General features: G+C 42.0%; 19 protein-coding genes and 2 pseudogenes. 19 read left to right on the forward strand and 2 right to left on the reverse strand.

What is annotated here, in order from left to right; translation table 11 throughout:
• Nucleotides 1–135 precede the first annotated feature (135 nt).
• Together BN1067_RS13030 and coaA are read left to right on the forward strand one after the other, a co-directional pair.
• The gene (locus BN1067_RS13030) at nt 136–981 is read left to right on the forward strand and encodes an alpha/beta fold hydrolase (RefSeq protein WP_053219293.1); all 846 of its coding nucleotides are present in this window, start codon (nt 136–138) and stop codon (nt 979–981) included.
• A 101-nt stretch (nt 982–1,082) separates the two neighbouring features.
• Complete coding sequence (gene coaA / locus BN1067_RS13035) at nt 1,083–2,024, forward strand: type I pantothenate kinase (RefSeq protein ID WP_053219294.1); 942 nt, start codon at nt 1,083–1,085, stop codon at nt 2,022–2,024.
• 332 nt (nt 2,025–2,356) lie between these two features.
• On the opposite strand, the gene BN1067_RS13040 is transcribed toward coaA, so the two are convergent.
• Nucleotides 2,357–2,878 (reverse strand): cysteine hydrolase family protein, encoded by a 522-nt coding sequence (locus BN1067_RS13040; RefSeq protein ID WP_053219295.1) that lies wholly within the window; start codon nt 2,876–2,878, stop codon nt 2,357–2,359.
• 58 nt (nt 2,879–2,936) lie between these two features.
• Between BN1067_RS13040 and BN1067_RS13045 the strand changes: the two are divergent.
• The 16 genes and pseudogenes from BN1067_RS13045 to BN1067_RS13110 all read left to right on the forward strand — a co-directional run.
• A pseudogene (locus tag BN1067_RS13045) lies at nt 2,937–3,335 on the forward strand (VOC family protein); the annotation flags it as partial.
• 490 nt (nt 3,336–3,825) lie between these two features.
• Nucleotides 3,826–4,302, forward strand: a complete 477-nt coding sequence (locus BN1067_RS13050; protein WP_053219296.1) for a GNAT family N-acetyltransferase — start codon at nt 3,826–3,828, stop codon at nt 4,300–4,302.
• Between the two features lie 190 nt (nt 4,303–4,492).
• Nucleotides 4,493–6,451 carry an aconitate hydratase gene (locus BN1067_RS13055; protein ID WP_053219297.1) on the forward strand — a complete coding sequence of 653 codons (1,959 nt, stop codon included), beginning with the start codon at nt 4,493–4,495 and terminating at the stop codon, nt 6,449–6,451.
• Nucleotides 6,452–6,467: 16 nt separating this feature from the next.
• Complete coding sequence (locus tag BN1067_RS19900; protein WP_199868527.1) at nt 6,468–6,644, forward strand: hypothetical protein; 177 nt, start codon at nt 6,468–6,470, stop codon at nt 6,642–6,644.
• A gap of 285 nt (nt 6,645–6,929) precedes the next feature.
• Nucleotides 6,930–7,439 (forward strand): serine hydrolase domain-containing protein, encoded by a 510-nt coding sequence (locus BN1067_RS13060; RefSeq protein ID WP_053219298.1) that lies wholly within the window; start codon nt 6,930–6,932, stop codon nt 7,437–7,439.
• Nucleotides 7,440–7,449: 10 nt separating this feature from the next.
• Nucleotides 7,450–7,752, forward strand: a complete 303-nt coding sequence (locus BN1067_RS13065; RefSeq protein ID WP_053219299.1) for a hypothetical protein — start codon at nt 7,450–7,452, stop codon at nt 7,750–7,752.
• 16 nt (nt 7,753–7,768) lie between these two features.
• Entirely contained in the window at nt 7,769–7,945 is a 177-nt protein-coding gene (locus BN1067_RS19905) for a hypothetical protein (protein ID WP_199868527.1), read from the forward strand.
• A 285-nt stretch (nt 7,946–8,230) separates the two neighbouring features.
• Nucleotides 8,231–9,259, forward strand: coding sequence for a serine hydrolase domain-containing protein (locus BN1067_RS13070; RefSeq protein WP_053219300.1), 1,029 nt, complete (start codon nt 8,231–8,233; stop codon nt 9,257–9,259).
• A 24-nt stretch (nt 9,260–9,283) separates the two neighbouring features.
• Nucleotides 9,284–10,096, forward strand: coding sequence for a GNAT family N-acetyltransferase (locus tag BN1067_RS13075; RefSeq protein WP_053219301.1), 813 nt, complete (start codon nt 9,284–9,286; stop codon nt 10,094–10,096).
• Between the two features lie 418 nt (nt 10,097–10,514).
• Complete coding sequence (locus BN1067_RS13080) at nt 10,515–11,978, forward strand: carboxylesterase/lipase family protein (protein WP_053219302.1); 1,464 nt, start codon at nt 10,515–10,517, stop codon at nt 11,976–11,978.
• 9 nt (nt 11,979–11,987) lie between these two features.
• Nucleotides 11,988–12,776 carry a helix-turn-helix domain-containing protein gene (locus BN1067_RS13085; RefSeq protein ID WP_234400698.1) on the forward strand — a complete coding sequence of 263 codons (789 nt, stop codon included), beginning with the start codon at nt 11,988–11,990 and terminating at the stop codon, nt 12,774–12,776.
• A gap of 48 nt (nt 12,777–12,824) precedes the next feature.
• The gene (locus tag BN1067_RS13090; protein WP_053219303.1) at nt 12,825–13,184 is read left to right on the forward strand and encodes a VOC family protein; all 360 of its coding nucleotides are present in this window, start codon (nt 12,825–12,827) and stop codon (nt 13,182–13,184) included.
• Complete coding sequence (locus BN1067_RS13095; protein ID WP_053219304.1) at nt 13,181–13,642, forward strand: SRPBCC family protein; 462 nt, start codon at nt 13,181–13,183, stop codon at nt 13,640–13,642. The genes BN1067_RS13090 and BN1067_RS13095 overlap by 4 nt, the downstream gene beginning before the upstream one ends.
• A 13-nt stretch (nt 13,643–13,655) precedes the next feature.
• Entirely contained in the window at nt 13,656–14,012 is a 357-nt protein-coding gene (locus tag BN1067_RS13100) for a VOC family protein (RefSeq protein WP_053219305.1), read from the forward strand.
• Nucleotides 14,013–14,209: 197 nt separating this feature from the next.
• Nucleotides 14,210–15,181, forward strand: coding sequence for a quinone oxidoreductase family protein (locus BN1067_RS13105; RefSeq protein ID WP_053219306.1), 972 nt, complete (start codon nt 14,210–14,212; stop codon nt 15,179–15,181).
• A 147-nt stretch (nt 15,182–15,328) separates the two neighbouring features.
• Complete coding sequence (locus tag BN1067_RS13110; protein WP_053219307.1) at nt 15,329–16,138, forward strand: helix-turn-helix domain-containing protein; 810 nt, start codon at nt 15,329–15,331, stop codon at nt 16,136–16,138.
• Here BN1067_RS13110 and BN1067_RS13115 read toward each other — a convergent pair.
• Nucleotides 16,076–17,314, reverse strand: a complete 1,239-nt coding sequence (locus BN1067_RS13115) for an MFS transporter (RefSeq protein ID WP_053219308.1) — start codon at nt 17,312–17,314, stop codon at nt 16,076–16,078. The two genes, BN1067_RS13110 and BN1067_RS13115, sit on opposite strands and share 63 nt — an antisense overlap.
• Nucleotides 17,315–17,409: 95 nt before the next feature.
• On the opposite strand from BN1067_RS13115, the pseudogene BN1067_RS20225 reads away from it, so the two are divergent.
• Nucleotides 17,410–17,553 (forward strand): annotated as a pseudogene (locus BN1067_RS20225) (IS1595 family transposase); the annotation flags it as partial.
• Between the last annotated feature and the right edge of the window lie 774 nt (nt 17,554–18,327).

The raw sequence follows: 18,327 nt of genomic DNA on the forward strand, positions 1-18,327 counted from the left end.
GTTGCAGTCTCCAGGTCACTAAAACTGGCTGGCAATGACCGGATTTTTTTATGTCATTTTACTGTCAGTACGGTGGAGCTGCTGTTAAACCGCATACCGGATGGTTTGTTATACTAAAGTAAAAGGGGGGGTTCTATGTTATGGGAGAGACGGATGGTAGATACTGCGAGGGGAAGCTTCGAGGTATTCATCAAAGGAGAAGGAGAGCCGATTTGTGTAACACATCTCTATTCGGAGTTCAATGAATCCGGTGATTATTTTGCAGAATCATTGATAGGAAATAATAGCGTTTTTTTAGTTAACCTGAGGGAAACGGGGAGATCGGCGAGAGCAGAGAAAAATCATCAGCTGAGCATGCTGGAGAGTGTACTTGACTTAGAGGCAGTGAGGACAACATTAGGTTTTGACCAATGGTATTTTGCCGGGCATTCGACTGGAGGTATGCTTGGTCTGTTATATGGTGTTACTTTTCCGGAACGGTTAACTGGATTGATTCTTGTCGGAACTGCTGCAAGAGATTACACAGTTTCACCTGCATGTATTTACCACGAGAATCATCGGCACTTTCATCACATGCAAGAGCTGATGGAAGCCTTGAAAAAAGCTGATTTAACTCCAGATCAACGAACCTCACTTAGTCAGGAAAGGACAAAGTTGTCTTTACATCGCCCGGAATATTATGATGATTTTTTTAATAAACCAATCCAGAAAAAGCTGTCCCCGATTAGATTGGAATTTTTTAGCCGGGAATTGGCAATCTATGATTTGACAAGCAAGCTGCACACATGTAAGTGCAGGGTATTGGTGATGTGCGGCAGATTAGATGTCCAATGTCCATGGGAGTTTTCCAGGGAGATACAGGAACTTATACCAGGGTCGAAATTGATCACCTATGAAAACAGTAACCATTATCCATTCTTGGAAGAGCGGCAGTTATTTTTGGAGGATATCCATCATTTTTTGACAAGTGCCAGGCGTTGACTTTTGATTGATGGGTCAAAATCGAGGATTTCCCTTCTCAAATATCAGGTGACATAGTATGATGTAGAAGTATGTCAATTAACTAACAGAGGTAGATATTCATGGTTTCTGAAAAAATTTCCCCATACATATCTTTCACCAGGGAAGAGTGGGCAAGATTACGATTTAACACGCCGATGACTTTAACAAAAACAGAAATAAAAGAACTTCAAGGAATCAATGAACGACTGTCAGTGGAAGAGGTGGAAAAGATATATTTGCCGCTCACGAGGCTGCTTAATCTATATATCAACGCATCGCAACAGCTTCATTCAGTGACCGATCAGTTCTTTGGACAAGCTACACGCAAGGTTCCGTATATCATAGGTGTTGCAGGCAGTGTTGCTGTAGGAAAAAGTACAACATCAAGAATCTTGCAATCCCTTTTATCCCGACTTCCGGAGCATCCGAAAGTGCAAATAGTGACGACTGACGGCTTTTTGTTTCCAAATGCAACTTTGGAAGAACAAGGCTTAATGGACAAAAAAGGGTTTCCGGAAAGCTATGATATCAAAAAGCTCATTCATTTTTTGAGCGATCTGAAATCTGGCAAGGACAAAGTACGGGCGCCCGTATACTCTCATTTCACGTATGATATCGTACCAGAGGAGTTTATCGAGGTGGACGGAGCGGATATTGTAATCATTGAAGGGATCAATGTCTTGCAAACGCCCGTCACTAATGAGATGCTTTCCAGGTTATATGTATCTGATTTTTTTGATATGTCATTATTCGTAGATGCAGACGAAGAAGATATAAAACGGTGGTATATCGAACGGTTCAAGATTTTAAAAGAGTCGGCATTCAAGGACCCGAATGCTTATTTCAATCGATATGCAGACCTTAACGATGAGGAAGCTGAACAAGTAGCTGAGGATATATGGAATCGGATAAACAAGAAAAACCTTGAACTGAACATATCACCTACCAAGTATCGTTCGACTATTATATTTAAAAAAGGAAAAGACCACCTGACAGAAAAGATCAGCTTAAGAAAGATATAAACAAAACCGGATGCTCTATAGGGCATCCGGTTTTGTGGTTATGCAGTCTTAATTGTTATATATACTGTCTCCATACTTTCGTTATCAACTACGAATTAGTAATAATCCCCATTACGCACTGCCAACAAACCGATTTCCTTCGTGCGATGTATCGCTGCTGAAGCGTTCTTTGTCTTTTGGGAGGAATGTCCTGGGTGAGATCCCGCAGAGCGTAAGCTTGAGGAAGCTCACCAGCCGCCCGCGGAAAGTATCCTCCGATAAGCGATTCGTGAAAAAAGGAAAAACAATCATTTCGTTGAAATATAAGTTAAGCGGTTATTTCTTGGAGTGTCTCAACCTTCCATAATCTCACTCACAGGTGTTACTTCGGCAAACCATTTTAGTACTTGGTTATGGTGTTTGATAATCTGTTGTGCTGTTAATTCCTTTTTTTCGAATGTACTATGTCCATCAGCGGCTAGCGTTATGTTGTATTGCTTATGGAAAGCGACTCTGCAAGTAGTATCTACACAAGCTTCGGTCTGAATTCCAGCAACAATAAGGTGATCAACCTGCAATTGGTTTAAATGATCGGCAAGGTTTGTTTTATAAAAGCAATCCGGCGTTTCTTTTACTAGTACATAATCGTTGCTTTCGGGTGTGATTTCTTTGTGAATCGACCAGCCCGATGTGCCCGGTTCAAGGGGGCTCCCTTTTGGACCATTATGCTTTACAAAAATCACCGGTAAGTGGTTTTCACGGCCAAAGTTAATTAATCTTTTTAGATTTTGGAGTAATTTATTTCCTTCGTGTACAGGTGGTTCCATGGTAAACATACCAGTTTGGACATCGATTATTAGGATGGCAGATTTCAAGATTTTGTCCTCCTGTTTTTTCTACAGTCTATCAGAACGAAACAAAGGAGTGTTGCAAATGAGTGAAAAATTAATCAGAGTGGGTACAACTTATTTACCGGTAGCGGATGTGAAAAGAGCTTCTGACTGGTATGTAACCAAACTGGATGCTGGTTTATCCTACCGGGATGAAGAAAAAGCGATTATCAATCTTGCTGACCAAAGTTTTTTTCTGGTAAAAGCAAAGAAGAACCAATCGGCAAATTTTAGAGATACAAAGGGACAAGAACACTTTTCTGTCACGTTTGAAGTAGACGGACAGGATGCACTCCGGGCGATTCGACTTCAGTTGCTTGAAAAAGGGGTGGAGGTAGGATCGATTGAAGACAGAGGTCACCCCGGTAACAACTTCATTTTTCATGATATCGACGGCAATAAATTCGATGTATGGAGCGAATTAAGTCCCGCTTATAAAAAGTTCCATAACTTGGCCCGAACAGAAGGGAAAGAAACAAAAGATTTTGATCAATGTTTGGAAAGCTACCTCGACGCATGGAGAAGGTTTTCATTGAATGAGTTACAAACGTATATTTCAAACGATTATCAAGCACGTGAATCAAGAGACGGTGAAATCGTCGATTTTGGCTACGAACAATCGCTTGAAGGCTGGGCACAGGCATTTCAGCAGTTGACAGGTTTCGCGGAATGGAATTTGACTGTCCATGAAAAGATTAATACAGGTGAAAATGAGGCAATTGCTATCATTTCCGCCACCCTGGAAATAGAGGGAAAACCGCTTGATACAGCAAATTTGTTCTTTAATGCTTTTAAAAGAAATACGATGCAGGACGAATGGAAAATGGTAAGAAGCTATATTGAAGCTGGCATTCCTTGCGATCAGCTTCGATTCTCTGGGGGGTTAAGGGAAATTAAAGCACTTTTAAAATAATGAAACCGGAGAGAGATTAATGGAATATGTGAATTTGGAACAATTAGATAAACAAATCATTACTGGCTTTTTTATAGAATATTGGGGAAGTTCGGAAATGGTTATCACAAGCGGCACTTTTCAATGTGATAAGCTTCCCGGGTTTGCAGCGGTCTCTCAAGGGGATGAAATTGTTGGTCTGATCACCTACACACTTGTTAGAAATACATGTGAAATCATCTCTTTGGACAGTTTGCTGGAACAACGTGGGATCGGTACAAAACTCGTATCGATGGTGGAAGACATGGCTAAATATGCAAAATGTACACATGTTCAATTGGTTACAAGCAATGATAATGTGCATGCATTTGGATTTTACCAGCGCAGGGGTTACAGGATAACCGAGATTTATCAGAACGCCGTCGAGCGAGCGAGATTGGTAAAACCTCAAATCCCCTTAATAGCAGGAAATGGGATTCCCATACGGGATGAACTTCTATTGATGAAACAATTGTAAATGGAGAGAGTTAATTTACATAATATAAATATTGTAAATATAATGGTTGAAAAAGCTGAATGGGCCTGTGGCTTCATTCAGCATTTTTTCGTCCAGATAAAATTCTATTCTCCTTTTAGCCTCCTGAGGGCATAGTTTTTTGCATTAGAACCCAAAATGATAGTAGCAAGTATTTTGAGGAGGTTCATCTATGCCTTTGAATGTCACGCAAAAATTGATAAAGGATCATTTGATATCAGGGGAAATGATTCCGGGGACGGAAATCGGTCTCCGAATCGACCAGACATTGACACAGGATGCCACAGGTACAATGGTGATGCTCGAACTAGAAGCCATGGGTCTTGATTATGCGAAAACGGAAGCTTCGGCTCAATACGTCGATCATAATCTAATCCAAGTAGACAGTAAAAATCCTGATGACCATTTGTTCTTGCAGAGTGCAACCAGACGTTTCGGTTTATATTACAGCCGCCCTGGCAATGGAGTCAGTCATCCTGTCCATATGCAGCGACTGGCTAAGCCGGGAAAAACGTTACTTGGCTCGGACAGCCATACTTGTGCAAATGGTTGTATGGGCATGCTCGCGATGGGTGCAGGCGGTATAGATGTAGCAATGGCGATCGCCGGGGAACCATTCTATGTGAAAATGCCGAAAGTGTGGGGAGTGAAACTGACTGGTGAATTACCGAAATGGGTAAGCGCCAAGGACGTTATATTTGAATTGTTGAAACGATACGATGTCAAAGGGGGAGTAGGCAAAGTCATTGAATACTACGGACCTGGTTTAAAGGGATTGAGCGCCATGGACCGGCACGTTATCGCGAATATGGGAGCAGAATTAGGGGCAACGGGAACGGTTTTCCCTTCTGACAAAGAGGTTAAGCGGTTCCTAAAGGAACAGAATCGTGAAAACGATTGGAAGGAATTAAAGGCAGATCGCGGTGCCACATATGATTTGGAGGAAGAAATCAATCTATCTGAGTTAGAACCGTTAATAGCCAAACCATCCAGTCCAGGTAATGTAGTGCCAGTTAAAGAAATTGTCGGTGAGCCTATTTATCAGTCGTATGTAGGTTCTTCTGCAAATCCTGGCTATCGTGATTTTGCCATTGCATCAGAAATCGTGAAAGGGAAACGGATTGCTGAAGGGATCTCTTTTGATATCAATCCTACTTCCAGGCAAATGCTTACAGACTTAGTCAACGGGGGGCATATCGCCAATTTATTGCAAGCCGGTGCACGGCTTCACCAGGCGGGTTGTAACGGCTGTATCGGAATGGGACAAGCTCCGGCAACTGGTAGAAACAGTCTTCGTACTACCCCCAGAAATTTTCCGGGACGCTCGGGGACGAAAGAGGATAGTGTATTTCTTTGCAGTCCGGAAACGGCAGCTGCATCAGCGCTTACAGGGGTTATCACCGATCCCAGAACGTTGAAAATGGATTATCCTAAAATTAGAAGCCCCAAAAAGCCTAGTATGGAGATGAATTTACTGGATTCTCCGCTTGAGCCAGAGCAAGCACGGCAGGTTGAGCTTTACAAGGGGCCGAATATTGCATCAATTCCTGAAATGGATTCAATGCCTGATCAATTGGAACTCCCGGTTTTGTTGAAGATGGGGGACAATATTTCCACCGATGAAATTTTGGCAGGAGGCGCTCGTGTACTTCCCTTTCGCAGCAACCTGCCGGAAATAAGCAAGTTTACCTTTGAAATTGTGGATGAAACCTATTACGAACGGAGCATGGCAGTCAGGGGCCAGGGAGGACATGCGATCATCGGCGGTTTTAATTACGGACAAGGTTCCAGCAGGGAGCATGCCGCTCTTGCCCCTAGGTTTCTCGGTTTGCGTGCAGCTTTAGCAAAAGACTTTGCAAGGATTCACTGGCAGAACTTAGTCAATTTTGGCGTTTTGCCATTGACTTTCGTAGACGAAGAAGATTATGCCAAAATAAACCAAGGCGATGTGCTGGAACTAACCGACCTGCGAAACAAGCTTCAACAAGGTAACGAATTCAATATTTCAATTAAAGGCAAAAATCAATCCATTGCGGTCCAACATGCATTGTCCGGTCGACAGGTTGAGATCATGCTCAAAGGCGGATTGATCAACTGGGTGAAAGAGCGGCAGAACGCTGCCAAATCTTGAGAAAGGAGAGAAACATATGGTGAATAGAAAAAATGTTTGTAAAGCTTGTGAAGGCACTGGTATGCTGGCTGACGACGAAGAATGGCAATATACTTGTACCGTTTGTGGAGGGGATGGGAGTTTTTCTCCTGGTGATCGAGCAGAGCCTCCAAGTCCAATCAATGTAGATGAAAACAATCGGCTTTTGGATTAGAATCTACCCGGACAGATATGTCCGGGTTTTTTACATGATCTTTTTTGACAACCAAGTAATAAAACTAAATTTACGGAAAAAAGGTTAAAACAGACCCTGTAGACAAAAAAGCGCCTGAATTTTGAATAAAACCTGATCATTATGCAGGAAAACACGACATGCCAATGGAAGTAATCTTTTATTGATTACGAATTGAAAAGGAGATAAATAATGTAGATAAAATAAATACCTTGCGGAAGAGACACATGGGAAAGGTAGATAGGTGAAAGGAAAGCGGGGGAAAAGATGAAACAACGTTTAGCAAGCAACTACCTTGCAGAAGCAGTGGAAAAGGAGCAATTTTCCGGGACTGCAATCGTCAAAAAAGCAGGAAAAATTTTGTATGAGTATGCAGGAGGTTATGCCGACAAAGCCAATCAGCGGCTCAATCACCTTGATACCAGATTCGGTATCGCTTCGGGCTGTAAACTGTTTACTGCCATCGCTATTTGCCAACTAGCGGAAAAGGGAAGTTTTTCCTTCCATACACGTCTTAACGACTGTATAAAGGGGGATTTTCCCCAGTTCAACCAGTCGATTACTATTCATCAATTACTAACGCACAGCGCTGGGATTCCTGATTATTTTGATGAAGAAGAAATAGATGATTTCGAAGAGCTGTGGAAACAAACACCAATGTATTTAATGAAGAACCCAGCTGACTTCCTGCCTATGTTTCAACATCAATCCATGAAAGATAAGCCTGGTGAAAGATTTCAATACAATAATNAGGGAGCATGCCGCTCTTGCCCCTAGGTTTCTCGGTTTGCGTGCAGCTTTAGCAAAAGACTTTGCAAGGATTCACTGGCAGAACTTAGTCAATTTTGGCGTTTTGCCATTGACTTTCGTAGACGAAGAAGATTATGCCAAAATAAACCAAGGCGATGTGCTGGAACTAACCGACCTGCGAAACAAGCTTCAACAAGGTAACGAATTCAATATTTCAATTAAAGGCAAAAATCAATCCATTGCGGTCCAACATGCATTGTCCGGTCGACAGGTTGAGATCATGCTCAAAGGCGGATTGATCAACTGGGTGAAAGAGCGGCAGAACGCTGCCAAATCTTGAGAAAGGAGAGAAACATATGGTGAATAGAAAAAATGTTTGTAAAGCTTGTGAAGGCACTGGTATGCTGGCTGACGACGAAGAATGGCAATATACTTGTACCGTTTGTGGAGGGGATGGGAGTTTTTCTCCTGGTGATCGAGCAGAGCCTCCAAGTCCAATCAATGTAGATGAAAACAATCGGCTTTTGGATTAGAATCTACCCGGACAGATATGTCCGGGTTTTTTACATGATCTTTTTTGACAACCAAGTAATAAAACTAAATTTACGGAAAAAAGGTTAAAACAGACCCTGTAGACAAAAAAGCGCCTGAATTTTGAATAAAACCTGATCATTATGCAGGAAAACACGACATGCCAATGGAAGTAATCTTTTATTGATTACGAATTGAAAAGGAGATAAATAATGTAGATAAAATAAATACCTTGCGGAAGAGACACATGGGAAAGGTAGATAGGTGAAAGGAAAGCGGGGGAAAAGATGAAACAACGTTTAGCAAGCAACTACCTTGCAGAAGCAGTGGAAAAGGAGCAATTTTCCGGGACTGCAATCGTCAAAAAAGCAGGAAAAATTTTGTATGAGTATGCAGGAGGTTATGCCGACAAAGCCAATCAGCGGCTCAATCACCTTGATACCAGATTCGGTATCGCTTCGGGCTGTAAACTGTTTACTGCCATCGCTATTTGCCAACTAGCGGAAAAGGGAAGTTTTTCCTTCCATACACGTCTTAACGACTGTATAAAGGGGGATTTTCCCCAGTTCAACCAGTCGATTACTATTCATCAATTACTAACGCACAGCGCTGGGATTCCTGATTATTTTGATGAAGAAGAAATAGATGATTTCGAAGAGCTGTGGAAACAAACACCAATGTATTTAATGAAGAACCCAGCTGACTTCCTGCCTATGTTTCAACATCAATCCATGAAAGATAAGCCTGGTGAAAGATTTCAATACAATAATGCAGGCTATATTTTGCTTGGATTAATCATCGAACAGCAAACCGGAATTTCTTTTTCCGATTACGTGACAAAAAACATTTTTCAACCAGCAGATATGGTGGATTCTGGTTACTATTCAATGGATCAGCTGCCTGGCAATACTGCATTGGGGTACATCCATCACGATGACGGGACATGGAGAACCAATACATATGCTGTTCCAGTAAAAGGGGGGGCGGATGGCGGTGCTTTCACCTCAGCTCCAGATATGATCAAGCTGTGGGAAGCACTCGTAAATTATAGATTGCTAAGCAGAGATTTTACCGATCTATTGCTTACTCCGCATATCAAGGTGAAAGATGGGGTGGAGTATGGATACGGTGTCTGGATAAACCGGCAGGGGAACTACGGATTGAAATATCACGTCATGGGCTATGATCCTGGTGTCAGCTTTCATTCCGCTTTTTATCCTAAATCGGAGATGATAGTAGCGATACCGTCCAACCATTCTTCAGGCCCATTTCAAATCATGAAGAAGGTAGAGGAGCACTTATTTACAAGTGGGTGAAACAGAAAGGATGTTAGAACGTAGATGGTGATGACAAAAGCACTTGCTCAAGAAATCGAACAAGCGGAAATTTCCTGTTTATATTCCAAATTATCAGCGATCAAAAGGATAGAAGGGAATCCGATGAGGATTGAATTGAAATCATTTGGTCAAGCAACTTGTTTCTCTGCAGCTGGCATTCCTGGTCCGTCTTTTAATACGGTGAAAGGCGTGGAGGATAGCGATGAAAAGCTGCTCGATCAAATAATCAGCTTCTATCAAAAACGGGATATTCCCTTTCGGTGGGAACTGACACCTGCACATGTGTCCCGTCAATTGCTGACAACGTTAAGTGGAAAGGGATACTATCATGCGGATTTTCATACTTCTCTCTGTATTCGTCTATCTTCTTTGGACACGGTTAATAAGGAAGAAGGAAAGGTTTTTGTACGACCATTGAAGAGTGACGAGTTTGACACCTTTGCTTCGATTTATGCCGATTCTTTTCACATGCCCGGTTCTCTAAAACCTTTTATTAAAACAAATAACCAAGTACTGGAAAATGAAAGGGGATGGATATTCTATCTGGCGACCATTGGTGGGGTGCCTGCCGGAATCGGCGTTGTATATATTAAAGGTGCTGTCGCTGTGCTTGCAGCTGCGGCGACACTCCCGGAATTCAGAGGAAAAGGAGTGCATAGGGCACTGATCGATAAACGGGCAGAAGCAGCAAAGTCAAGAAACTGTCGGTTTCTGGTCGGGCAAGCAGCTTATGGGAGCGCGAGCATGCGTAATATGGAGAGGGCTGGAATGAAAATCGCATTCACAAAAGCAATCTGGAGCAATCAAAAACAGTAGCCCTTTTTAGAAGGAGAAGGATGAATACAATGAAGCAGAGTTGAAAAAAGGATTGTCAATTCTCAGCAGCAATATAACATGATTGCCTATGGCAAACGAGTGCTATAAAACTTTTTTTATTTATGAGCAATATAGAGAGTCGATCAGTTTGTTCATATTCGCAAAAGGTTTTCAAGGTACGGGTAGCGCGGAAAGAGCATATCAAGTTTTTGAAAAAAGGCCTGAAAGAAATGCAAGCCGACTGTATTCAAATAGCCGTCCATGCAGAAAATAACCGGGCAATGCATCTCTGGGAGAGGTTACGTTTTACTCCCTACGAAGAAAGGATATATAAGGTAAAGAACATGATCAGCAGATAAATGAATCCAGTTTTGCATTTCTTGATGAATAGATGACACCAAGATGGAGGGATTACATAATGGATAAAATATTGGCAGAAACGAAACAAGGACAACTGAAGGGAAAGATAGAAGGAGACGCCATTAGTTGGAAGGGTATTCCCTATGCCAAGCCGCCGATTGACGAACTGCGTTTTGAGCCTCCACAACCTGCGGAAAACTGGGAAGGAATTCGTGAGGCTTTTGAATATGGGCCTGTCTGTCCTCAGCCTCAAGAATCTGCAGCGATGCAGGGAATCAAAACAGAGGACATGTCAGAGGACTGTCTCTATTTAAATGTGTGGACGCCAAATTCTTCGAAAAAGGATTTACCTGTAATGGTATGGATCCATGGTGGAGCTTTTACTTCTGGTGCCGGAAGCAGTTACTTGTACAATGGAGCCCGGCTTGCAGGACAGAATGACGTTGTGGTTGTTACATTGAACTACCGTCTCGGTGCTTTAGGATTTCTGCATCTTGCCGGTTTAGACGATCGCTTTTCAGCCAATCTCGGTTTGCTTGATCAGGTAGCTGCCTTGCGTTGGGTGAAAAATAATATTGCTGCTTTCGGAGGAGATCCGGGCCAAGTAACCATTTTTGGTGAGTCAGCCGGTTCGATGAGCATTGCTGCCCTGTTAGCGATGCCGCAAGCGGATGGGCTGTTTCACAAAGCCATCATGGAAAGCGGTGCATCCCAGGTAGTTCCATCTGGACAAGCGCTCCATATTGCAAAAGATTTTATCGGTTTTCTCGGTATCGAACCTGCTAACTTGCCGGAAATAAAGAATGAGCCGTTGGAAGCCATCATGAAAGCAAGCGAAAAAGTTTATCGGGAAAACGGAGGGGATCAATCGGTTCTTCTCTTTCAACCAGCACTAGATGACCAAACGCTGCCGCAGTATCCGACCGATGCAGTCGCTGCTGGTACGGCGGCGAATATTCCGTTAATCATCGGCACTAATCTCGATGAGGGTGTGTTTTTTGTCAGGCCGGATGCGGAAGAGATGCCTGAAGGGAAAATGGATGAAATAGTAAAGCGAATGGCAGGCAGAGATAATGCGGGACAAATAAAAGAATATTATCCACCTAGCGCAGAGGGGCAAGCTCAATTGATCACCGACTTTGTTTTTTGGAAACCGGCAGTGGAATTAGCTGAAGCCCAATCCAACCATGCTCCTGTATGGATGTATCGCTTTGACTGGCATAAACCGGGTCATCCCTATGCAGGACGTGCAGTTCATGCTCTGGAAATCCCGTTTGTTTTTCATAATCTCGATTATTTTCGGCAGTTGGAGATAGAGGTGGAAAGTCCAATGGAAAACTTGTCAACCCGTATGCAGACTGCCTGGGTTTCCTTCGCAAGCACAGGCGATCCAGGATCGGATTGGCCTGCTTACGACCTGGATGAAAGGAATACAAAAGTTTTTAACGAATCGGATCAGAATCTTTCTGATCCTCAGAAAGAAAAGCGAAGGATGTTATGGGAAAACGAACCCGGGAAGTGAGGAGAAACATTGGAGGAGAAAGAACAGTCCGTTGTTGTGGCCATCGAATATATGAAAAAACATTTACAGGAAGGGCTTACTTCCGAACAAATAGCGGTAAAGGCGGGCTATAGTGTTTATCATTTCACAAGAATATTCAAAGAAGTAACCGGCGTTTCACCACGGCAATATCTATCTGCTTTGCGAATCCAGGCGGGTAAGGAAAAATTGATAGATACGTCACGCAATTCGATTTTACGCACGGTTTTGTTGGTGGGGTTTAAGAGTATTGGAACATTCAGCAGTCGTTTTAAACATAATGTCGGTTTGTCTCCTAAACAATTCTCATTAGAAACACAGCGACTTGCTGCTTTTATGGAGTCGCAAACCGATCCGGTTCTGCTCGATAGTCTTCCATCGTCCAAACCATTTGTAACTTGCCAAGTGATGGTTCCTGCTTCTTTTAAAGGGATAATCTTTGTCGGGTTATTCCGCCGGGAGATTCCGGATGAAGCACCGGTAGTTGGTACAGCGGTAACTGGGAGCACCCCTTTTTGTACTTTTTCAGGACTTGTTTCTGGTAGATACTATTTAATGGCTGCTGCACTTCCTTGGAGTCGGAATGTTAAAGATTATTTTATACCCGATAATTGTTTGCGAGCCAAATATGATCAGCCATTAGTAATAACAGAGGATTCCGAATTCGAAGTATCCCTAACATTGCGCAAGCCTCTGCCCTATGACCCGCCGATACTAGTTAATTTGCCATTACTCCTGTTCCGAAAAGTGAATAACTCAGCAAACGGGAAGAAAATGTGAGCATGCTTTTCCAGTATAATGAACTTTAAAGGAACAGGAGGGGATAAGATGTTAAACAAAGCATGTGTGGTAACGATTAAAGTGAAGGACATGGAAGAGGCGATTGCCTTTTACACGAGGATTTTGGGATTTGAAATCTCGAGACGGTATAGTGAAACAATTGTCAGTTTGAAACAGGAACCGATAGCACTTGTGTTGGAAACAAGCCAAACTGGTAAAGACCATGGAAATAGCAATAATATTGTATTAGGGTTAGAATCCGATGATTTGGATCGGGATATTGAAATGTTGAGAGAAAAGGAAGTAAGGTTAGTAACAGATGAACCGAAACCTTGTCCACCCGGACGGTACATTGAAATAGAAGATCCGTCTGGCAATAAGTTGGAAGTGTTGGAGTTTAGCCAGTGAATGAAGGTTACAAACCTGTTATCAAACACAGAACCTACATAAAAACATATGCTTCTGATATTTATAGAGCATTGACAACAGAGAAAGGTTGGAATGCCTGGTTCACGGATGAAACTACATTGACGTTTTCTGAGGATGGCAAAGGAACGTTACGCTTGTGTTGGGAAGATTTTGGACAAGAGAGACAATGCATAGTAGAGCATTGCCAAATTACAGCGATGGCTACAGATAAGTTATTTGCGTTTACGTGGAAACCTGGTCGATCAGAAACAATCGTCAGATTGCTATTGAAACCTTATAAAGCGGGTACCATGGTAGAGTTAGAAGAAAAAGGATATACTCTTTCCAATCAGGATCTTGAGACTAGCTTATATTGTGCTTCCGGTTGGGGTGAAGCGTTGACGCTTTTCAAAATCTATCTGGAAACAGGATTGGTTTTCAAAAAAGATTTGCTTTAAGAGGGGGGATTACTTGATAGAGACAGTTACTTTTCAAGTACGTGTATCGGATTTCGACCAGGGGAAGAAATGGTATGCTGAATTTTTACAAAAGCAGCCTGATTTTGAACCCCATCAGGGATTTGCCGAGTGGGAGTTGCTTCCTGGTTGCTGGCTGCAAGTAGCAGAAGGGGAACCGGCAGTTGGCAATGGTCCTTTACGTGTTCAGACAGATTCCATTGAGCAAGAACGGACCAGATTGTTGGAATGTGGGCAAGTAGAGGACTTTACCATTTATTTCAGGGAAGAAGTGCCGGTAAGATGGGCCACATTCTCCGATCCGTGGGGAAATCGGCTAGGTTTATTCGAAGAGATCATTCATTCAGGGTAATCTTTATTTTATTTAGCCCGGCTAACGACAAACAAGCTCAACCGGTGATTCCGGAAGGGCTTGTTTTTATCTAATGAAACCACTCTTCGATAAGAAAAAGATACGTCGAAAAAGGAGTCCACAATTACTAGGCAGGAACAAGGTAAGTGGAACGAGAAATAAATAAGAGCGATGGACAGAAATAAGGGGGAAGATAGATGAAAGGGATCGTAGTGAAGAAGTTTGGCGGACCGGAGGCACTAGAGCTCGTTGAAATGGAAGTACCGAAGATAAAGGAAAACGAAGTGCTTATCAAGGTGGTTAATACTAGTGTGAATTATGCAGATATTAAAAACCGATCAGGCAGGAAATGGAAAGGTCCCATGCCGTTTGTTCCCGGGTTAGATGCGGCAGGAATAGTAGTTGAAATTGGAGATAAGGTTAACCGGTTCAAGATTGGAGATCGAGTTATCTGTTTTCCTCGTTCCGGTTCTTATGCAGATTATGCAGTAGCGAGTGAAAAACTGACCTTTTCTATCACGGAAAAAATGGACTTTATCAGTGCAGCTGCTTGCCCGACCGTAGGTTTTCTAAGCTATCATTTATTGAAAAAGATTGCGCATATAAATGAAGGAGAATCGGTGCTTGTTCATGCGGCGGCTGGGGGAGTGGGGAGCACAGCTGTCCAACTAGCTAAACTGATGGGAGCTGGTTTGGTTATTGGGACTGTCAGCAGGGAGGAAAAACAGCAAATGGCCAAAGAAGCAGGAGCGGACCATGTCATCGGTTATGAAAATTTTGCTGACAGCGTAAATAGGATTACCAATGGAAAAGGTATCGATATCATTCTCGATTCTGTTTCTGGCCGAATTTTCGAAGAAAGTCTGGACTGTTTATCCCATTTCGGAAGGCTGGTCCACTTTGGAAATTCAAGTGGGAGCACAGGTATGGTCGAAACAAAACAATTGCATGCAAGCTGCCGATCTGTTCTTGGGTTCAGCTTAGGGACGACCCGGAAAGAACGACCGGAAATATTGCAGGAAACAGCTTCTGGTGTTTTGCAATATATCGAAAGCGGACAGCTTGACATAAAGGTAGGAAAGAAGCTGCCATTGAAAGCTGCCAGGGAAGCGCACCAACTTTTGGAGTCAAGAACAAGCGTCGGAAAGATCATTTTGGAAATAGAATAAGAACGAGATCATTTAGAGATCCAGGATTATACGGTTGTTCGTTCTTTTTGTGAACATAAGAAAACTGTAGAACATTCTTTTACCAGCAAATGATATAATGGACAGTAAGGAAAAGGCTCATTGCCACATTTAGAGGGGATAGGCGTTATGATTTATCAAGACGAAAACGGACTGCTTTTATTGCGCTCGGACAAGTTGGGAGAGCGTGACTGGCGCAGCGATCATACATATAAGCTTATATTTGGTTCCAAAGGTGGGGGAACATATCAAACACGTTATCGAGATTTAACTATTGAGAAACGTCAAGTTGCTATTTTCAATCCCTCGCAAGAACATAAACAACTCCATATGTCGGGTGAAAAGTTTTTGATTGAACTGAATCAGAAATTGTTAAAGAATGCAGCCAAGGAATTGGGGATTTCTGGTCCTGAAATGGAATTTGCGACTGTGTCTTATTATCATCCCCAACTATATCGATGGGCTAGTTTTATTCGTGAATTTATTGATTGGAATTGCGGAAAACCTACGGAGATCAATCAATTGTTTGTGGAAAACAGTTTTACCCAGCTTGCGATTCTGATGGTGCAATATGGGTTGGGACAGCATCAGGTGACCATGCCGGAAGTGGTTCAAGATGAAGTATTAAAGCGGGTGATTGAAGCGGTTAAACAAAGCTATGAGCAAGATTGGACTTTGAGTGGAATGGCAGAGGTAGCCCGGTTGAACAAATATCAGTTTGCTCATCTGTTCAAAGAGCGGATAGGTTTATCTCCATACTCCTGGTTACAATTATACCGGCTGATACGAAGTCAGCCGGCTTTGTTTCATTCCAACCAAACGGTTTTGCAAATCGCCATGGATCATGGTTTTAAAAACGTTTCTGCCTATGTACATCTATTTAAAAAAGTTTACGGGGCGACCCCTTCTGCGAGTAGAAGGACCCACCGTTTTGACTAATAAAAAGGTTACACTGGTGAGTAGGATGATAGCTCCGCTTCCTGTCATTAAAAATCTTATCGGAACAAAGGCAGCAAGGACTCCGAATATTGCGAGAGAAATCGTATTGGCGAAATAGAGAAGAACTGCATTGAAACTGAATGCCCTGCCTAATTTCTCTTCCGTTACGAGCGACTGTATGAGATATACGCGGGATAGTCCGGCTATGGGCAGCCCGATACCTACAATTGCGCATCCGATATAGAAATGGTTGACTTCGTATATAATGCCGTAATAGGTGATTCCGCTTCCCCAAATAGCTGCCCCGATCAAATAAGTTTTCAACGTCATTCTTTTGACTAAATAAGGCAGGATTAGATTCGTGACAATGACGACAGTACCAAACAATCCCTGGAGTACACTATAAATCGATTGATGGTTTGTGGTCAGATCAGCAAGTGCCAATAGTAATCCAACTTCCCATACCCATGTATTGAAAAACACGGTAATAAATGTGAACAGGAACAATTGCCGGATAGTCGCCTGCTGCTTTACCCAAAAAACAAAAGAAAATATAGCTGAAAAAAGATCCCGAACTGATTTACTTCCTTTATTATTTGTTTCTGTAACGTTCACTTGGAGGAGACAAAAAATACTAATCAAATAGGTAACTGCGTCCAACGTGAAAAAGTGGATCACTCCGATTGTTTCGAGCATAGAGACAGTGACTAGGGGACTTAAGATAGTTATGCCTCTAGTAATGCTATCTTGCAAGCTGTTTGCTGCCGTCCGTTCATCCTCGCTTGTGATCAACGGAAGAACTGCTCGATGAGCAGGATTAAAAAAGCAGCCAATTGTTTGTAGCAAAAAACTGACAAGCAATAAATATTGGTAGGAAAGGTTACCAGCTGAATCCAGCAAAACAACGGAAAGAATCAGCGGCAAACGTAATAAATCGAGCCAAATTAATAACTTTTTTCGAGGAATCCAGTCGGCGATCACACCACCAACCAGTCCGAAAAATAGATAGGGCAGTGTCTCTGCTATGGCCATCCCAGTAGTATGGATAGCAGATCCGGTCAAATCGTGAGCTAAAAACAGGAAGGCAAGGCCAGACAGTATATCACCCAGCCGCGAGATACCCCCTCCGATTACATAATACCGGAAATTTTTATTCCGCTTTACCAATGTGTACATACACATCACCTCCACACCATATTACATAGAATATTGGCGTGAGGCTTATGAAATATTGCTTCAAATAGTACCAATTTTTTTGGATTCTATAGTGACGATTTTACAAGCTACCTACGAAATATCTTGAACATTACCTTACTTGGTTCTTGTTTGTAGATAGTTGTAGTGATGAGCGTACAAAACTCAACATTAAAGAGTTTTTACTTACTTCATTTGTTTTTGAACTGGCCGATCCATAGGATAGCGGAGATTGGCAAAGTTCAATGTTTAGTGTTTCGTGAAACTATATATGTACGGAATAATGGAGGTGAGCACAATATTCTCAAGAAAAATCATTTCGGCATCTGTTTCTGGTTCTTTGTTTTCTATTTTGTTGGGTCTAATCGTGCCAAATCCATTTGGCGAAACGATTACATCACTACCAAATTATTTATTTGCGGTTGTATTAACCACACCTGTTTATTTGATGTATAGTTTCCCAGCTATTTTAAGCTATTTTAATTTATGGAGTGTTAACTTCTATTATTAGTGATAAAGTCAGTAAAATTATTTCAACAAAAACAGGAAATGAAAAATCTGAAATCATTCTCTCCGGCATTTTGCACGTTATTTTTGGTCTTATATTACTATTGTATAGTTTAGGTGCTTCTATGTTGTTCTTTATTACCGATAGACTTCTACAAAAGAAAAATAAAGATTATAAACCGTTACAAGCAATTAAGAGTTTGGCAATTCCATTAACGGTCTGGCTAATTTTTATGGTTATTGTATATTTTGAGCATATTGTAAAAGGCGGCTAAAAGGATTGGGTAGTGGTTGGTCTCATCCTGGCGGTGCTTTTGAAAATAGTGAAAGATTCCAAACAAGCAGCAATGCAAGAAGTAAGGAAGAAACAAATTTAATAATAGAAGATGTTGTTTAGTTGAATAAACCCAATCTAAATAAGAGGAACTTCCATAAAAATTGGAGTTTCTTTTTTTGTTAGTAATATCAACACGTAACTTTAACAGAGC

The organism is Virgibacillus senegalensis (genome assembly GCF_000821245.2).
Classification (GTDB): domain Bacteria; phylum Bacillota; class Bacilli; order Bacillales; family Amphibacillaceae; genus Sediminibacillus; species Sediminibacillus senegalensis.